The organism is Neobacillus sp. SAB-20_R2A (assembly GCF_049568635.1).
Classification (GTDB): Bacteria; Bacillota; Bacilli; order Bacillales; family Cytobacillaceae; genus Neobacillus; species Neobacillus citreus.
Genome location: NZ_CP145895.1, coordinates 2,937,290 through 2,954,428, shown reverse-complemented (window position 1 = coordinate 2,954,428; position 17,139 = coordinate 2,937,290). Strand labels below are relative to the sequence as shown.

The window sequence follows — 17,139 nt, the reverse complement described above, 5'->3', positions numbered from 1 at the left end:
ATGGAAACATGCAATTCGAAATGCAAAAAGCGATCATGCTCGCTGAAAATATAAATAATTTTATTAAATTTGTCCATAAGACCCACGCAAATAAAAATAGTGTTTATGTAAATGTGGATAAGGTGTATCAAATGAAACTAATCATGGAGGAGTTTCAGTATCAAATCATCGCAGATGAACTTATTAGGATTAATCGCTTTTCCTGGGATGGAAAATACACTCATTATTTAGTGAATCGGTTTCAAGAAGGGCACGACATTATTGAAGAGTATGTAAAAAATAACTACGATGATTTATTTATTTTCTCGGGAAGACTCTATACGCTAAAAAATCTCGTTTTATCATTCAGCAAAAAGAAACGTTATTAACAGTTGTTCTTAATAATTTCAAAAATTGAATGGCTTTTCAAAAGGATTTTCACCCTCCAACATCGAATAATGAATAGTAACAACATAAGTTAGGAGTGGGGGAAATGAAAATTAAAGTCGTCATGGATTCTGGAAAGGAATATGTCATTAGCGAAAAGGATTATTCATTAAAAGACTTCACTCGAACGTTTTATACTGATTCAGCAAATGGTGAAAAAACCTTGCATAACACGCTGGTATATTTAGACAGAGACGAGAAAATTGTCATCAATCCAACACGGATTTCCTCTGTGGAGGTAATTGAAAAATAACAATGGGTGCATCCTTTCGAGGGTGCTTTTTTATTTTTATGCAAAATTTTATCCTTGTCCCAATTGAATGTTATAATAATAGAAAAAGTATTTTTGGAGGAAACAAGGTGCCTTATCAATTAAATAAAGACTTCAAAATGTTTACCTTAAATTCAAACCGCAAGCTGGCAGAAGAAATGGCTGAACTTTTAGGCTGTACGTTAGGCCGAAGCTCCGTGAAGCAATTTAGCGATGGTGAAATTCAAATTAGCATAGAAGAAAGTGTTCGCGGAAGTGAAGTCTTCTTAGTCCAATCCACTTCACATCCAACGAATGTACATATTATGGAGCTTCTTATCATGATTGATGCCTTGAAACGAGCTTCTGCAAAAGTGATTAACATTGTTGTGCCATATTACAGCTATGCCCGCCAAGACAGGAAAGCAAGATCGCGGGAACCGATTACAGCAAAACTTGTCGCGAATCTTTTGGTTTCAGCTGGTGCCAGCAGGATTATTACGATGGATTTCCATTCCCCGCAAGTACAAGGTTTTTTTGATATACCTGTAGAACATTTAACCGGGATTCCGATTCTTTCTAAGTATTTTGAAGAAAAAGGATTAGAAGATATCGTTGTGGTTGCACCGCATAACGGCGGGGTGGTCAGAGCAAGAAAAATGGCCAGCCTGTTAAATGCCCCGATTGCCTTGATTGACCGGCGCCGCCCTGAGCACGATACATCTGATATTATGAACATTATTGGAAACATTCAAGGAAAGAATGCAATTATTGTGGATGATCTCATTGATACAGCAGGGACCATTACAACCGGAGCAAATGCCATGATGGAAAAAGGGGCAAAGGCTGTCTATGCCTGCAGCACACACCCGCTACTTTCTGGACCGGCTGTCAGCAGAATCGAATCATCCTCGATTAAAGAATTGGTGGTTACCAATACGATTTCCATTCCAGAAGAAAAGAGGAGCGGTAAAATGACAATATTATCCGTCGCTCCATTACTTGTCGAAGCCATCGATCGGGTTCACAACAAAAAGGCGGTCAGCCCATTATTTGAATAACCTTCCACCAAAAAAATCCACCCGTAGCCCAGTGCTAGGGTGGATCTTTCATTTTTGGGGAAGTAAAAAAAGGCTTACTGTGGGATAGGTTCTTCTAACTGTCGGATAACAACCGTTAACTGTCACATGGCACTCTCTAACTGTCGGATAAGAGATGCCAACTGTCGCATTCCCCCCGCCAACTGTCGCAAAGCCTATTTTTCGATCAGCTTTCCAAATGGCTTGTAAATCCAGTCAATTAATTGAGTGGGGCCAGGCATTTCTGGATATAAAATAAGTAAAACGGCGAGAAGCAATCCAAGACAGGTTAGCGAGAGAAACGCTGCTTTTTCCTTTTTTTGCTGCTTTTTCAGTTTTGGCCATTGATAAAGAAACATGATGATGGCAATGAAAATGCTAACAATCACCAGACCCCATTTCATGATTTCACCTCTTTTTTTTCTGCAATTGTGTTAAGAAGTTAAGCCCTGCCTGCGAATATGGCATTCTGTATCGAATTTTAATTCCACATCGGGAAAGATTTCATCCCATCGGTACTTTTCTTTATTCCATATATTTGGGTATTTACGATGGAAGGCTTCAGCATATCCAAAGATATCTGCTTTCATCTCCTCTTGCACTTGATTCCTTGCCTTCTTAATTCTTTTTTCAATCTCTCTCGCTAACAGCGGTTCAAGAGATTTTGCTACAACTGGATTCGATACGTCTAAATTTGTTTCATTTTGGACGATATCACTGGCGGATACTGATTTAAGGGTAATTGTCCATTTGCCATTCTGTATTTTTGGTATAAGCTTTGCTTGTGCTTGCAGGACATTTACTGAAATATAACCGTCCGTTTTGGGCGGTTTAATCGTGATTACTCCTAACAGGATCTCATTTCTTAGCCAAAGCACCCCTCTTGTAACGGAATCGTCAATAATTCCAATCATTTTATCCCTTTTGAAAATCGCGGTTCCGGTACTATAAGCAATCGTCCGATTAGGATTTTTCTTACTTTCGGGGGGAAGGATTGTAATCCACGGAAGAGCACAATCACCTGAATCACCAACCAGCATTTGTGCCAATTTTTTGGTGGTAATGTTCAATCCCAATTTATGCTGGCTTAATTCCTTTAAAACCTCAGACAAATCCCGTTCAAGAGGGGGCATAAGTTTTAATACCTTTTTCGCCTTTTGGCTGCTGACAAAAATTTGCCCGCGTTCCCGAAGCGTTGGATGTCGCATGATAAAGTCAATGTGTTTGGCAATACCCTGTTTAGCAAGCTCCTCATGAAAAATAAATACATCAGTGTGGCCCCAAAAGATTTTCCGGGGCAGTTTCTCTTGAAGTTTGGCCATCGCATCAGCAACGGTTTTTCCCGCGGCCGATCTTACCAGTGTTTCACTAGCTCCGCCGTTGCTGCTCTCCATCGTTTGGGTGTTGCTGCCGCCTCCTTTCGGTATAAAGACAAGAACAGTAAGCTCAATCTTATCATCTGCAAATTTGTCAAAACCAGCAGCCGTAATTAAGGCCAAATCATTTACTTCATTCCTGTCCCAGCACCCAGAAAGTAGAATGACTAAACAAATTAGGAGAAAATAGAGCAGCCCTTTTTCACTGATTGACTGGAGTTTCATTCTGTTTATTTCCTTTCCGCTGCCCGAGCTTTTTTCGAATGGAGGCAGTTATCAGCAGGATAACAGGAATCACAACTTGTATGGATAAAATATAAACAGCCCCTGATGTTGCTAGAAAATGGGATAATTCCTGAAGGTCTCGTGCTGCCCAAAGCCCCTGTAAGAGAATTAAGAAACCAATCGGAAGCGCGATTGGGCGGTAATCTGAGAGTTTAAGCCATTGCGCAGTACCAAGAGTAAGTGCATAATAAAAGACCGTAATTTTGATAAAAGTCCCGGCAATCCAAATCGCCATAACAATCGATTCCAAATGTTCCAAGAAATCAGCGATACTAATGTAACGGGCTGCCACCATCACAGGGTAGGTAAGGGAAGCGGTCAAATTTCCAAATAATAAGAGAGTCATGATGTTGGTAAGAACCATTAGAAACAAGACGATGAATACCGCTATCAATCCCCATTTAAACCCTTTTTTCTGATTTGTCACATACGGCAATAAAAAAGAGACCAGGATGAACTCACTGTACCAGCTTTGCGGGACAATGGAACCCATTAATGAAGGCTTAATACCGTTCTCCATAATGGGAAACAGGTTACTTACTTCCAAATCTTTAATCAGCAGAATGAAAAGTAAAATATAGAGGAGAATCACAACTGGAACGATGATTTCAGATGCTCTTCCCATTACTTCGAGGCCGCCAAGAACTGCAAACGAACAAACAACTACCATGGTTCCAATTATAACGCCCATTGGGGTATGGAACAGGGCCGCCCCAGAGACAAACTCGCCGTATTCCCGTACGATAATCCCTGTTATGTGCAAATAGAAAAATAGAAAAATGCCCCCAATCAATTTTCCAAGTATTTTTCCTAGAGCATGTTCGCTATATTCGATAATGGTTTTTCCTGGAAAAAGTTTATTCAATTGATACGATATAAAAACAACGAAAAAACCTGTTCCGGACGCCCATATTGGGGACAGCCATAAATCATGATGGGCATGTTTGGCGGTGATCGACGGCACCAACAGAAGCACAGTTGCGATTATGGTCGGGATCATTAGCAAGGCCATTTGAACTGGCGAAATTTTACCTTGTTCCAGCATGGTGAGTCAGCTCCTATTCCTTTCCCTTTAGAGGAGAAGGCTTTTGTCCATTTGGCTGGCGGACCTTATTATAATCATCCGTCCAATGGGGCCGCTTCTTAAAAGACCACCAGGGCGCCCTGAGGATGGAGTCCTTTAACTCTGAATTTCTAATTGGCGCCAAGGGCTGCAGATAGGGAACTCCAAAGGAACGAAGTGTACACATATGAACAATGATCGTAAGAAGGCCGAGCATGATGCCAACTAATCCCAATGTACCAGCCAGAAACATGATGGGGAACCGGAGAATCCTAAGGACAATCGATGCACTGTAACGCGGGATTAAGAAGGAAGCAATCCCAGTAATCGCCACTGCCATGACCATTGGTGCTGAAACCAAACCCGCCGAGACAGCCGCTTGACCAATGACAAGGGCACCGACAATGCTAACCGCTGAACCAATGTTCTTAGGCAAGCGGATGCCGGCCTCTCGAAGTGCCTCGAATGAAACTTCCATAAGCAATGCTTCTACCAATGCCGGGAAAGGGATTTGTTCCCGCGATTTTGCAACGCTGATTAACAGGGTAGTGGGAATCATTTCCTGATGGTATGTCAGGATGGCAACGTAAACGGAAGGCAGCAGCAAAGCCACCAGCAAAAAGACATAACGCAGCCAGCGAATCAATGTTCCAATAATAAACCCCTCATAATAATCCTCTGGTGACTGCAGAAGGGAGTAAAAGGTCGTTGGTGCAATCAGGACGAAGGGAGTCCCATCCGTTAAGATAACCACATTTCCTTCCAGTAAGCTCGCAGCTGCAATATCCGGCCGTTCTGTATCTAACATCAACGGAAAGGGAGAGTATGGATGATCCTTAATAAATTCCTCGATATATCCGCTCTCCAGAATGCCGTCAATATCAATCCGATTTAAACGGTTTTGAACCTCTTCGATTAACGTTTGATCGGCAATACCTTCAATGTACATGATGACGACTTGTGTTTGGCTATAGCGTCCTATTTGATGGGATTTCATTTTCAATTTAGGACTTCTGATTTTCCTGCGCAGGAGGACAATATTTGTGCTTAACGTTTCAATAAAGCCATCTCTCGGACCGCGGACGACTGTTTCTGTAGTCGGTTCTTGAAGTGAACGTTTTTCCCATTTAGGAATTCCGGCCGAAATTCCTTTTGATTGATCATCTATTAAAATGATTGGATTTCCTGATGAAACCTCATTAACCACATCGTCATAGGTTCGTATTTCTTTTATGTTAGAAACTGTTAAGGTCCTTTCAATCAGGGCATGGATATCCGGTTCTTTTTCTAGTTCTAAACTCATTAAAGGTGTTAAAAGATTATTATCGATTTCTTCGACGTTTGACATGCCGTCAACATAAATAAGAACAGCTTTTGATTCATTCCCGAGTATAAAATACCGGAACTTTATATCGGCACAATCCGTATAGATCGATTCCAATTTTTGGACATTATCGTCTAAATGGATAGATAAACGATCTTTACTTAAAAGCGTTTGTTGTTCATCTAGAACCATTTGACTTTTCTCATTTATAATTTGTGATAATAATTTCCTTTTACGGAATTTCATGTCCCATTTCCCCTGTATATTTAAGTCCTTTTGACAAATTCCACATTTTCTCAATGTTAGTATGATTTGGTGTCCCAGGTTTTATGCAGACAGGCCAGGAGTATGTAGTTTAGGAGTTGGAATAAAAGGTGTTATAGTTGACAGAAAATTCATTAAAGTATTATTATTTATATTGAACGTTCATTATAAATAAAAAGGAGGTGCCATTGTGCCAAAAGTAGGAATGGAAGACATCAGGAAAGAGCAAGTGATAGAGGCCGCCAAAAATTGTATTATTTCAAAAGGGCTTTCAAATTTGTCCATGAAAGATATAGCCGAGGAAGCCGGTATCAGCACGGGGATTATTTATCATTATTTTAAAAGCAAGGAAGATCTGCTTATGCAGGTTCTCAAGGTTTCATTTCGCCGGTCCCATGAAAAGGTAATGGAAACAGTTGAACCGCTGCAAAATCCGGAAGACAAATTGATGAAGCATTTGGAAAATATTAATGTGGTTTCAAAAGAAAATCCTGAATACATGGCTGTATTTTTAAATTATTTGGGTGAGGCAAATCATAATCCTCAAATCCGTAAAATTATTAATAAGTTTTTTAACAACCTAGTAGATTATACCCAGCAATATTTAGGTGATGTATCCATTAAGGGAACGCAGCTAAAAAACTTACCTGTCATGATTATCGCAATGGGTATCGGCCTGGGGACGATGTGGACAATGAATAATCAATTATATGACATGGACGAGATGGAACTAAACTTTAAAGATTTAATTTCTAGTTATTTAAACGGGAGAGTAGGAGGCAGTCAAGAATGAATGTGATTATGGAGAAAAAAGGGAAGGTCTGTACGATTACGATTAACCGACCTGAAGTGAGAAATGCTGTTGATCGGAGGACCGCTAAGGAGCTAGCGGATGCATTTAGAGAATTTGAAAATGACGATACATTAAGGGTTGCTGTTCTGCATGGTGCAGGCGGAACATTTTGTGCAGGGGCTGATTTGAAGGCGCTTTCTAAAGATGAAGGAAATGAAATGAACCTTGACATGTTAAAGGATGGTCCAATGGGACCTAGCAGAATGCACTTATCCAAACCGGTAATTGCTGCAGTATCAGGTTACGCGGTTGCTGGCGGTATAGAGCTTGCCCTTTGGTGTGATCTGAGGGTGATGGAACGAGATGCTGTCATGGGTGTGTTTTGCCGGAGATTTGGTGTTCCGCTTGTGGATGGCGGAACGCAAAGACTGCCAAGGTTAATCGGTATGAGCCGAGCGTTAGATTTGATATTAACCGGACGGCCTGTTTACGCGGAGGAGGCACTGATGATTGGTTTAGCAAACCGTGTCGTTGAACCAGGGACAGCTAAGGAAGAGGCGGAAAAACTTGCTGCAGAAATTGCCGAGTTTCCACAAGCTTGCATGATTAGTGACCGGGAAGCAGTCTATCGGGGCTTTGATCAGGACTTTGATAAGGCCATGCAGCTGGAGTTCTTGTTAGGGGTGAATGTCGTTAATAGTGGAGAAACGAGAGAAGGTGCCTCCCGTTTTTCAAAAGGACAGGGCAGGCACGGAGAATTCGGACTGAACTTGAAATAGAAGGGTAATGGATCTTATTCGTAATTGAATTTTAGAAATATATTCTTATCGGGGAGGAATCGTTAGTGAATGCAGCTGAATTAATCAAAAGAGGTGCCGTTTATTTCCCTAATCATACAGGAGTTATTTTTCAAGGGCAAAAATTAACGTTCGATCAAGTTTATCGGAATAGCAATCGCTTAGCCAATGCCCTGTTGAGCCTTGGTCTCAAAAAAGGGGACCGGGTGGCATTTTTGCTGGCAAATTCCCTTCAAAGTGTTGAAATTGATTTTGCACTTCTCCTTACTGGGATTATCAGAGTCCCACTTAATACAAGATTATCAGAGAATGAACATATTCATATGATTAAGGAGACCGGTGCCAGTGCGCTTTTATATACAGAGGAATTTAGTGAACGAGCCGCACAAATAAAAATTCATTGTGAAAATCTCCGTTACTTCTGCCAAATGAATGGTTCCACAAGAGAACCATGGATGATTAATATGGCAGAATTTATTAAAGGTGTTTCCGAAGAGGAACCGTCAGTGAAAGTACATGAATCCGATATTGCCACTATTCAATATACTTCAGGAACAACTGGTACACTTAAAGCAGCCGTTCATACTCAAGAAATTTGGACAGCTATTAGCAATAATATCTTATCATCATTAGATATCCACGAAGGAGATACAATGCTTCACGCGGCGCCATTGACCCATGCGTCAGGTACGTTGGTGCTTCCGCATTGGGTATCAGGTGCAGCAAATTCCATTCTGTCAGGCTTCAATCCCGAACAATATCTTCAAACCATACACCATGAAAAACCTACCACATTGAATTTAGTTCCAACCATGATTGTCATGCTATTGTCCCAGCCTAATGTCGAACAGTATTCCTTTGAATCCGTTAGAAATATTATATATGGTGCGTCACCGATGCCTCGTGAAGCTTTGCGGCGCGGACTCGCCTTATGGGGCCCAAAATTTGTTCAATACTACGGCCAAACGGAGGCACCGCTGATTCTTTCCATTTTAAACAAACAGGACCATACCATTGGTGGAGAGGAAGGCGAAGAAAGATTGCTGTCCTGTGGCCGACCCGTTCCGACTACATCTATTAAAATAGTTGATGAATTCGGTGAGGAGCGCCAAGCTGGGGAAATTGGCGAGATTGCTGTAAAATCCAGTCAAGCTATGCTTGGTTATTGGAATGAACCTGTGTTAACAGATGAAACGATAAAAGATGGCTGGGTACATACCCGGGATATGGGATATATCGATAAAAAAGGTTATTTATTCTTGGTTGACCGTAAATCAGATATGATCATTTCAGGTGGTTTTAACGTGTATCCGCGGGAAGTGGAGGAAATCCTTTATCAGCATCCGGCGGTCATGGAAGCCGCTGTAGTTGGTGTTCCGGATGAAAAATGGGTAGAAACTGTGAAGGCATATGTCGTTCTCAAAGACGGCCAAACAGTATCTGAAGAAGAACTTATCATATTTTGTAAAGAGAAGTTAGCTTCATATAAAAAGCCTTCTTCTATTGAATTCATTGAATCCTTGCCAAAAAGTCCGGTAGGAAAAGTAGTCCGCCGCCTATTGAGGGACCCACACTGGGAAGGGAAAGAAAGGAAAATCTAGTCAATCGAAAATAAAAGATAGCTGAGTAACCCACCCTTTTTGTCTATGAGGGTGGGTTTTGTTTTCTAAAAAGCTGACGTCTTAAGGGAACTGTTTATATTATTATACCATTCGCTAATAGAAGAGATTGTGATATTATTGAATTAATAATAATTTGGACAGGGAATAAACTTGATAGATTTCTAAGATTGTATATTTATAGGAATTTTTAAAATATTCTATATATAACTACTTGAAAATAATACTATTGTGAGATATCTAAATATTCTTTATAATAATGTTAGGCAATAGGGTTTGGCAGAGATATTTTTTACGTAAATAATAAAAAAGTGGGGGAGTTTATTTGAAAAACCTATTGAAAAAGTGGAATCAAGTAAGTCTAGTAAAACAAATCATTGTTGGTTTGATTATTGGTATTATCCTAGCTTTAACGGTTCCTGCAGTAGCAAAGCCGCTAGTCATTTTAGGTTCATTATTTGTCGGTGCTTTAAAAGCCATTGCACCTGTATTGGTACTTTTCTTGGTTATGTCGGCCATCGCGCAGCACAAGAGCGGTCAACAAACGAATATGAAATCCATTCTCGTTCTTTATCTCTTAGGTACATTTCTAGCAGGATTAATCGCAGTAATTATAAGCTTTATTTTCCCAGTAAATTTAACTCTTGCAAAAGGCGCCGAGGATCTGACAGCTCCTGGGGGTGTTGTAGAGGTTCTGAAAACTCTACTTCTGAATGTTGTTGATAACCCTGTCAAAGCCATCTTTAATGCGAACTATATCGGAATCTTAGCTTGGGCAGTTGTTCTTGGTATTGCATTGAAAAATGCTCCGGATACAACAAAAACAATGATTTCGAACTTTTCCGATGCTGTCTCCAAAATGGTCACTTGGGTCATTAAGTTGGCACCGCTAGGCATCATGGGTCTTGTTATCGACTCGATTACGACAAATGGTATTGATTCTTTGCTTAGCTATGGAAAATTGCTAGTCGTTTTACTTGGCTGTATGATTTTTGTGGCGCTTGTCGTCAATCCGCTTATCGTTTTCGTTGCTACACGTCAAAACCCGTTCCCACTTGTGTTTATGTGTCTTAAGGAAAGCGGCATTACAGCCTTCTTTACACGTAGTTCTGCTGCCAATATTCCGGTTAATATGAAATTATGTGAAAAACTAGGTTTAGATAAGGATACTTATTCTGTCTCCATTCCGTTAGGTGCAACCATCAATATGGCCGGTGCTGCTGTTACGATTTCAGTTCTTACACTAGCAGCTGTTCATACCCTTGGTATTCAAGTAGATATCCCTACTGCTATCATTCTTAGTGTTTTATCAGCCGTATGTGCTTGTGGTGCTTCAGGGGTTGCGGGCGGATCGTTATTATTGATTCCACTGGCATGTTCCCTATTTGGAATCCCAAATGACGTGGCAATGCAAGTTGTCGGCGTAGGTTTTATCATCGGTGTTTTACAGGATTCCTGTGAAACAGCATTGAACTCCTCAACAGACGTATTGTTCACGGCTACTGCTGAACACCGTAAGAACCGTTTAGAAGGTAAGAAATCTTTCATCCGTAAATCTGCATAAGGCTGTAAGCCCTCTATCTGGGATAGAGGGCTTTTTTAATTAAGTTGGTGATTTAAATGCAAAATATTATAATGTAGGTTAAAATGATATTTTATAGATAGAAATTTGGAGGATATTATGCTGACTTTTGAAGAAAAACTGGCTGTAATCGAATCATTTCCTGAACTTGAGAAGGTAAATGTTTCACTAGGACGAGTAAATTTCCAATATAACGAAAGTGTTTATGAAAAGAAAAATGTGGTGTACCATCTCCATCCCAATGGAAATGGATTCGTATATGCCGGCCGCATATCCCAATATCATACCGATGCTAAAGGGATGGTTAATATACGAGACTACTCGGAGGAAGAGTTAAAAAAACTGATTAGAGAATCCATTAATAGCTTGTCTGCTGTTGAAAAGCCTCTCGAAGAGGAAGCGATTGTTGGGGATAACGAAGAGGAACGATGGGTCAATGTGGAAAATCAAGTTCTGTTATTAGTGAACGAGGATGAAACCTGGAATATTTATTTCGGACTCAATCTCGAAGAAACTTTCGGTACACGAGAAGAGGCGGAAATATTTTTAGTTGAAGAAGGCTTTAGAAGAAGATAGTTTTTCTAAAATGAAGAAAAAAATGCCGGTTACTCTCATTTACAAAGGAGTACCGGCATTTTTTTAGTTTTTAACTAATTTTTTTCAATGGTTCACGAAAGACGTATTGATTTCTTCCCGCACCAATACCTGCAACGGTTAACATGACATTTATAATTGCTAAAACGAATAACGGAATCATCCATGACTGGGTCTGGTCGAAAAGGAAACCAATCAAACTAGGACCGATTGCTGCCAGCAGATAGCCGATTGATTGAGACATGCCAGATAAACTCGCTGCCTCTCTAGCATTGGTTGTTCGTAGACCGATAAAGGTGAGGGCTAAACTAAAGCTTGCACTCTGGGCAACTCCTATAAAAATAACGGACGTTATTAATAATATGGTATTACTACTAAAGATAAGTCCAAATAACCCAACTAAGTGAAGAATTCCTAAAAAGAGAACCATTCCTTTTTGATGTCGAAAACGTTCGGCTATGACCGGTGTCATAAACGTGGCCGGAAGCCCCGCCAATTGCATGATAGAAAGGATCCAGCCTGCTAACGTCAAGCTCATCCCGTGGCTTTCTAAAATGGCCGGCAACCAGGCGATTGTGCAGTAAAACAAAAATGATTGTAGTCCTATAAAAAAGGTAACCTGCCAGGCCAATGCAGAAGACCATAGGCCTTTATTTCCGGAAGGAATGTTCTCGACCGGTTTACGGACGCTTGTTTCACGAAGCTGCGGGAACCAAATAATCATTGCCATCACGGCTAATACGGCCCAAAAAGCTAGAGCTGTTTTCCAGCCTAAAGCCATCCCTTGGGCTAGCGGCACAATAATCCCAGACCCAAGCGCAGCAAAGGTACTAAGTGCTGTCGTATAGGTGCTTGTCATGATTCCAACCTTATCCGGGAATTTCAGCTTTACTAAACTAGGCAGGAGGACATTCCCGACTGCGATGCCAACCCCAATCAGAAGGGTGCCGAGAAAAACAGTTGGGATGTAGCCAAGTGACCGTATGATAATTCCGATAAATAAGATAAAAAGGCCGAAAAATATAGTTCGCTCATTGCCATAGGTGCGGCTTATTCTTGGTGCAAGCACGGAAATTACCGCAAATGATAGTAATGGGAGAGTGGTAATAAATCCGGCTGTCCCATTTGAAATGCCTAAGTCCGTCCGGATAAACCCTATAAGTGGGCCCACAGATGTGAGGGCAGGCCGTAAATTAAACGCTACAAAAATAATCCCAATGATGAGCAGGGTTCTATTCATTTTTTTCATTTTGTTCCTCCGTGGTGAAAAGAAAGAGAGCTTCCTTTTTTATTCATAACCATAATCATATCATTTTATTGGCTCAGAATGCATTAAATTCATATAGAAAAATGAGAACCTATAATTGTATTATGTTAACTAATGGCTATAAAGAAATTTTCCCAACTTTTATCAATGTAAACGCATTCATATATGAGTGATTCAAAAATAAACTCAATATTGCGGTTGAATGCCGCTACATAAAAAAGAGAGGGGAAGAGGGAATGAAAAAGTCAAAAAAGGTGGGTTCTGCAATTCTTGGTTTGTTAATGGGGGCATCCTTGTTTTCGACTGGAGCATTCGGTCAAGCTCCTGACTCAAATGAAACATTTAGAGTTATGATTGAAGGGCCAAGTGCAGAAATGGCAAAAGCAAAGCAAAATGTTGGCGTTCGCTGGGACTTTGGGACAGAAGGCTTCACAACGACTATAAATACCAAGCAATATGAAGCATTATTGAATAATAAGAATTTAAAGATTGAAAGAGTACCAGAGGTGCATTTGGATCGAGTTGAAAATGTGCCGAATGGAAAAGTTGGTGCAACCGCCATAACCTCTCTACCGGACGACCGGACACCATGGGGAATTCAGGCAATTTATAATGATCCGTATATTACCAGCACATCTGGCGGGACGGGGATTAAAATCGCAGTGTTAGATACAGGTGTATATATAAATCATTATGATCTAGTTGGAAATGGTGAGCAGTGTAAAGATTTTACGCAATCTTCATCTTCAATGGTTAATGGCACTTGTACAGACCGAAACGGGCATGGCACACACGTAGCAGGTACAGCTAATGCTCACGGAGCTTCTGATGGATTAGGAGTCTATGGTGTAGCACCACAGGCTAAGCTTTGGGCTTACAAGGTGTTAAATGACCAAGGCTCCGGTTATTCTGATGATATTGCTGGTGCTATTCGCCATGCCGCAGATGAAGCGGTTAGAACTGGTTCAAAAGTAGTCATTTCCATGTCACTTGGTTCTAGCGGAAAAGACACCATGATTGCCAGCGCCGTCGATTATGCCTACAGCAAGGGTACGCTGATTGTCGCCGCGGCCGGAAACAGTGGCTATGCCGATAATACCATTGGTTATCCAGGTGCGTTGAAAAACGCCGTTGCTGTGGCTGCTTTGGAAAATGTTCAACAAAACGGAACGTATCGAGTAGCAAATTATTCGTCCCGCGGCAACTCCGCTACTGATGGTGACTATATGATTCAGGAGCGTGATGTTGAAATTTCAGCGCCAGGCAGTAACATTCAATCCACGTGGTATGATGGCAATTACAATACCATCAGCGGAACTTCGATGGCCACCCCGCATGTTTCAGGGTTAGCAGCGAAAATTTGGTCCTCTAATTTATCCTGGACCAACACTCAGCTCCGCGCAGAACTGCAAAGAAGAGCTAAACTATACGACATTAAAGGCGGTTACGGTGCAGCAACGGGCGATGACTACGCATCAGGGTTTGGATTTGCAAGGGTAAAATAGTTAAAGGATTCTGCCCTCCTGCTGATTGAATAACTAATAGGTTATGATATAAAATTAAGTTAATAGTTAAAAATAATAGGAATGTTTGAGACAGCTGCATGGGGGAACAGATATGGTTGTTGTAAAATCGGTAAAAATTGATGGAGAGAGTATCCGTATTTTTAATAGTGCCATCTATATTTTTGAATCAAGTTCTGGATTCAGCTTGCAATTGGATCTCATTGTGAGTGAAGTGACGGTAAAAAAATACAGAAAATTTGAAAACCTGATTATGGAAATAGAATTAGAGGACGGTCGCATCCTTCAGACTATTATGCATGCGAAAATTCTCCCAGGAGGCTTGCCACAGCTAAATTTATTTTCTGAACTTGATGACCTAAATGAATATGAGGATTTCGATAAAATCAACGAAAACGATTCATGGTTTCCTAATATTGAAGAGGGCATCACATTGGAAGAAATAAGAAAAGTGGAAATGCCGTTGGAAGAGGTCAGTTTAAAATTAAAACTGCCCATAAACCAGATTGAATGGCTTAAAGCCCAAAAAAAGAGCGTTTTGAATGAAATGTTTAAGGAAGTAATTAAGGATATTATGAAAAAACAAAACCTATAAGGTAACGAACATGGTGTTAAAGCCGACATTCTGGGAGGAATGTCGGTCTTTTTAGTTTATCATACATAATTATGTATATTTATGAATAAAAAACCTCTTAGAAATTGATAGTAACCAATTGTCCATTATCATATTATGAAAACGCTTTCTGAAAAACTAGCATAAATATTCAAAAAAATATGCAGAAAGTACTTGTCTAATGATAGACTTTTAAATATAATGTAAGAAAATATAACATGAAATTGAGAGGTAATGTGACATGACAGAAACACTTATTTCAAATGCAGCTGTAAATTCTACTCTAGAACAAATTAAAAACACAATTAAAGAAAAAAGTGTTGAGCTACTTCACTTACAATTCGTAGACATTGAAGGAATCCTAAAGCACGTTACCGTAACAGCGGAGCAGTTTGAAGATGTAGTAGAAGGAAAAATGATGTTTGATGGATCGTCAATTAAAGGTTTCTCCCCAATAAATAAATCCGATCTTTATTTGCAGCCAGATTTAAATACGTTTGCAGTCCTCCCTTGGACAGTAGAAGCAGGATATTCCGAAGCTCGTTTCCTATGCTCTGTTAAGAACCCTGATGGAACATTATTCGAGGGAGACACTAGAAACGTCTTGAAGAAAACAGTGGAACGTGCTGCTGATCAAGGCTATACCATTTCGGTCGGTCCTGAATTGGAATTCTTCCTTTTTAAAACAGATGAAAATGGTTACCCAACTCAGGAGCTCGGTGATAAAGCAGGTTATTTCGAGCCATCTCCATATGATTTAGGGGAACGTGTTCGCCTAGAAATCTACCGTGCGTTGAAGGCAATGGGCTTTACGATTGAAGCCTCCCACCATGAGGTTGCAGAAGGGCAGCATGAAATTAACTTTAAATATGCAGATGTCCTTACTGCTGCGGACTTGGCGACTACTTATAAGTGGGTTGTTAAGACAGTTGCGAAGAAATTTGGTTTGCATGCTACCTTTATGCCAAAGCCGGTTTTCGGTATCAATGGTTCCGGAATGCACGTCAATATGTCATTCTTTGAGGGAAGCGAAAATGCATTCTTCGATCCTTCTGATGAATTACAATTATCGAAAAAAGCCTATCAATTTATTGCAGGTGTATTAGAAAATGTAAAGAGCTTTACTGCCATCACGAACCCGCTAGTAAACTCTTACAAGCGTTTGGTTCCTGGCTATGAGGCGCCGTGCTATATTGCATGGTCCACATCAAATCGTTCAGCCCTTATTCGTATTCCTGCCAAAAGAGGTCTTGCTACTCGTGTAGAATTACGCTGTCCAGATCCATCATCCAACCCATATTTAACGTTTGCGGTTATTGCTTCGGCAGGCCTGGATGGAATTGAAAAAGAATTAGAAGCGCCGGCGCAAATTCAAGAGGATATTTTCCACATGAATGAAGAAGAAAGAGCATTCCGCGGCATCGACAATCTTCCGGGAAGCTTAGCAGAAGCTTTAAAAGAATTAGAGGCTGGAGAAATTGCTTCTCAGACATTGGGAGAGCACGTTTACACAGAATATGTTTCCCTGAAAAAAGGAGAATGGGACAGCTATCGTACTGCCGTTCACTCTTGGGAAATCGCAAACTATCATTCTAAGTTTTAAAAAATATTTTGGTAACGCGATGTACTTTACGTCATCGACTTGAAATCAAAAACAAAAACTGCCGGGGGTGCCCGGCAGTTTTTGTTTTTGGAATAAACATCTGGTATCTAAAAAATTTTTTATTAGCTATTCAATAGAATAGTTTCAACGTCACTGACAATCTGATCCACCCATTGATGAAGGACCTCTTTTTCGGTCGCCGCGATTGGATGAGGGATGGTGACAAAAGGGTAGTCAGGTATTCCATGTGCGACGGCCATGGCTTTACTTGAAGAAATAAACGGTTTGGTGCTGATGACGGCAGTTGGGATGCCGTGCTTTTCCATGATGATCCCATCGAGCAAACTGCCCGAGCTGCAGGACCCTCAATCGCCGACTCCGGAAATGATAAAATCACATTTTTGGGAAAGCAAGCGGGCCTCATCTTCAGATAAACCGTGTGAAAAAGATAGTTTTTTATGCTGGATGACTTCTTTAAGGTTATATTTCTGCTGAAGACGTTCCGCCAGAAAACGTATGACAGTATCTGAATTCTTCTTTCCGTTATCAACCAACCCAATGACACTGCCTTCTAGAGTTTTCTCTCTTTTCGCCATTCGCAATTCTTTTAAACTAGGACCAGAGGTAGGATTAAACACAATTAAACTCAAATCGCAGCCATCCTTTCTATTAATATATATT

Annotated in this window: 17 protein-coding genes; 11 read left to right on the top strand and 6 right to left on the bottom strand. The window is 40.6% G+C overall.

Annotated elements, in window-relative coordinates; translation table 11 throughout:
* Window positions 1-8 precede the first annotated feature (8 nt).
* From V5M37_RS14360 to V5M37_RS14350, 3 genes are all read left to right on the top strand, one after another.
* Window positions 9-368 carry a hypothetical protein gene (locus V5M37_RS14360; protein ID WP_213139875.1) on the top strand — a complete coding sequence of 120 codons (360 nt, stop codon included), beginning with the start codon at window positions 9-11 and terminating at the stop codon, window positions 366-368.
* 104 nt (window positions 369-472) lie between these two features.
* Entirely contained in the window at window positions 473-679 is a 207-nt protein-coding gene (locus V5M37_RS14355; RefSeq protein WP_213139876.1) for a hypothetical protein, read from the top strand.
* Between the two features lie 107 nt (window positions 680-786).
* Complete coding sequence (locus V5M37_RS14350) at window positions 787-1,737, top strand: ribose-phosphate diphosphokinase (protein WP_423802540.1); 951 nt, start codon at window positions 787-789, stop codon at window positions 1,735-1,737.
* Window positions 1,738-1,931: 194 nt separating this feature from the next.
* Here V5M37_RS14350 and V5M37_RS14345 read toward each other — a convergent pair whose 3' ends face one another.
* From V5M37_RS14345 to V5M37_RS14330, 4 genes are read right to left on the bottom strand one after another with little or no spacing between them, the layout of a single operon-like run.
* Complete coding sequence (locus tag V5M37_RS14345) at window positions 1,932-2,159, bottom strand: hypothetical protein (RefSeq protein WP_423802539.1); 228 nt, start codon at window positions 2,157-2,159, stop codon at window positions 1,932-1,934.
* A 30-nt stretch (window positions 2,160-2,189) separates the two neighbouring features.
* Window positions 2,190-3,356, bottom strand: a complete 1,167-nt coding sequence (locus V5M37_RS14340) for a Ger(x)C family spore germination protein (RefSeq protein ID WP_423802538.1) — start codon at window positions 3,354-3,356, stop codon at window positions 2,190-2,192.
* Window positions 3,334-4,461, bottom strand: a complete 1,128-nt coding sequence (locus tag V5M37_RS14335; protein ID WP_423802537.1) for a GerAB/ArcD/ProY family transporter — start codon at window positions 4,459-4,461, stop codon at window positions 3,334-3,336. The genes V5M37_RS14340 and V5M37_RS14335 overlap by 23 nt, the downstream gene beginning before the upstream one ends.
* A 13-nt stretch (window positions 4,462-4,474) precedes the next feature.
* The gene (locus tag V5M37_RS14330; protein ID WP_423802536.1) at window positions 4,475-6,049 is read right to left on the bottom strand and encodes a spore germination protein; all 1,575 of its coding nucleotides are present in this window, start codon (window positions 6,047-6,049) and stop codon (window positions 4,475-4,477) included.
* 208 nt (window positions 6,050-6,257) lie between these two features.
* Between V5M37_RS14330 and V5M37_RS14325 the strand changes: the two genes are divergently transcribed.
* From V5M37_RS14325 to V5M37_RS14305, 5 genes are all read left to right on the top strand, one after another.
* Complete coding sequence (locus V5M37_RS14325) at window positions 6,258-6,860, top strand: TetR/AcrR family transcriptional regulator (RefSeq protein ID WP_423802535.1); 603 nt, start codon at window positions 6,258-6,260, stop codon at window positions 6,858-6,860.
* Window positions 6,857-7,639 carry a crotonase/enoyl-CoA hydratase family protein gene (locus V5M37_RS14320; RefSeq protein WP_423802534.1) on the top strand — a complete coding sequence of 261 codons (783 nt, stop codon included), beginning with the start codon at window positions 6,857-6,859 and terminating at the stop codon, window positions 7,637-7,639. Before V5M37_RS14325 ends, V5M37_RS14320 begins: the two co-directional genes overlap by 4 nt.
* A 65-nt stretch (window positions 7,640-7,704) precedes the next feature.
* Window positions 7,705-9,258, top strand: a complete 1,554-nt coding sequence (locus tag V5M37_RS14315; RefSeq protein ID WP_423802533.1) for a class I adenylate-forming enzyme family protein — start codon at window positions 7,705-7,707, stop codon at window positions 9,256-9,258.
* Between the two features lie 343 nt (window positions 9,259-9,601).
* Window positions 9,602-10,840 (top strand): serine/threonine transporter SstT, encoded by a 1,239-nt coding sequence (gene sstT, locus V5M37_RS14310; protein ID WP_423802532.1) that lies wholly within the window; start codon window positions 9,602-9,604, stop codon window positions 10,838-10,840.
* A 117-nt stretch (window positions 10,841-10,957) separates the two neighbouring features.
* Window positions 10,958-11,434: a hypothetical protein gene (locus tag V5M37_RS14305; protein ID WP_423802531.1), complete on the top strand. Its 477-nt coding sequence runs from the start codon at window positions 10,958-10,960 to the stop codon at window positions 11,432-11,434.
* A 70-nt stretch (window positions 11,435-11,504) separates the two neighbouring features.
* Here V5M37_RS14305 and V5M37_RS14300 read toward each other — a convergent pair whose 3' ends face one another.
* On the bottom strand, window positions 11,505-12,701 hold the full coding sequence (locus V5M37_RS14300) for a CynX/NimT family MFS transporter (RefSeq protein WP_423802530.1): 1,197 nt from the start codon (window positions 12,699-12,701) through the stop codon (window positions 11,505-11,507).
* A gap of 254 nt (window positions 12,702-12,955) precedes the next feature.
* Here V5M37_RS14300 and V5M37_RS14295 point away from each other — a divergent pair, with 254 nt between their 5' ends.
* The 3 genes from V5M37_RS14295 to glnA all read left to right on the top strand — a co-directional run bounded on the left by V5M37_RS14295 (window position 12,956) and on the right by glnA (window position 16,458).
* The gene (locus V5M37_RS14295; RefSeq protein WP_423802529.1) at window positions 12,956-14,224 is read left to right on the top strand and encodes a S8 family peptidase; all 1,269 of its coding nucleotides are present in this window, start codon (window positions 12,956-12,958) and stop codon (window positions 14,222-14,224) included.
* Between the two features lie 112 nt (window positions 14,225-14,336).
* Window positions 14,337-14,837 carry a hypothetical protein gene (locus tag V5M37_RS14290; protein WP_423802528.1) on the top strand — a complete coding sequence of 167 codons (501 nt, stop codon included), beginning with the start codon at window positions 14,337-14,339 and terminating at the stop codon, window positions 14,835-14,837.
* 259 nt (window positions 14,838-15,096) lie between these two features.
* Window positions 15,097-16,458, top strand: coding sequence for a type I glutamate--ammonia ligase (gene glnA, locus V5M37_RS14285; protein ID WP_423802527.1), 1,362 nt, complete (start codon window positions 15,097-15,099; stop codon window positions 16,456-16,458).
* A gap of 122 nt (window positions 16,459-16,580) precedes the next feature.
* Here glnA and V5M37_RS14280 read toward each other — a convergent pair whose 3' ends face one another.
* Complete coding sequence (locus V5M37_RS14280) at window positions 16,581-17,108, bottom strand: UGSC family (seleno)protein (RefSeq protein ID WP_423802526.1); 528 nt, start codon at window positions 17,106-17,108, stop codon at window positions 16,581-16,583.
* Window positions 17,109-17,139: the final 31 nt, after the last annotated feature.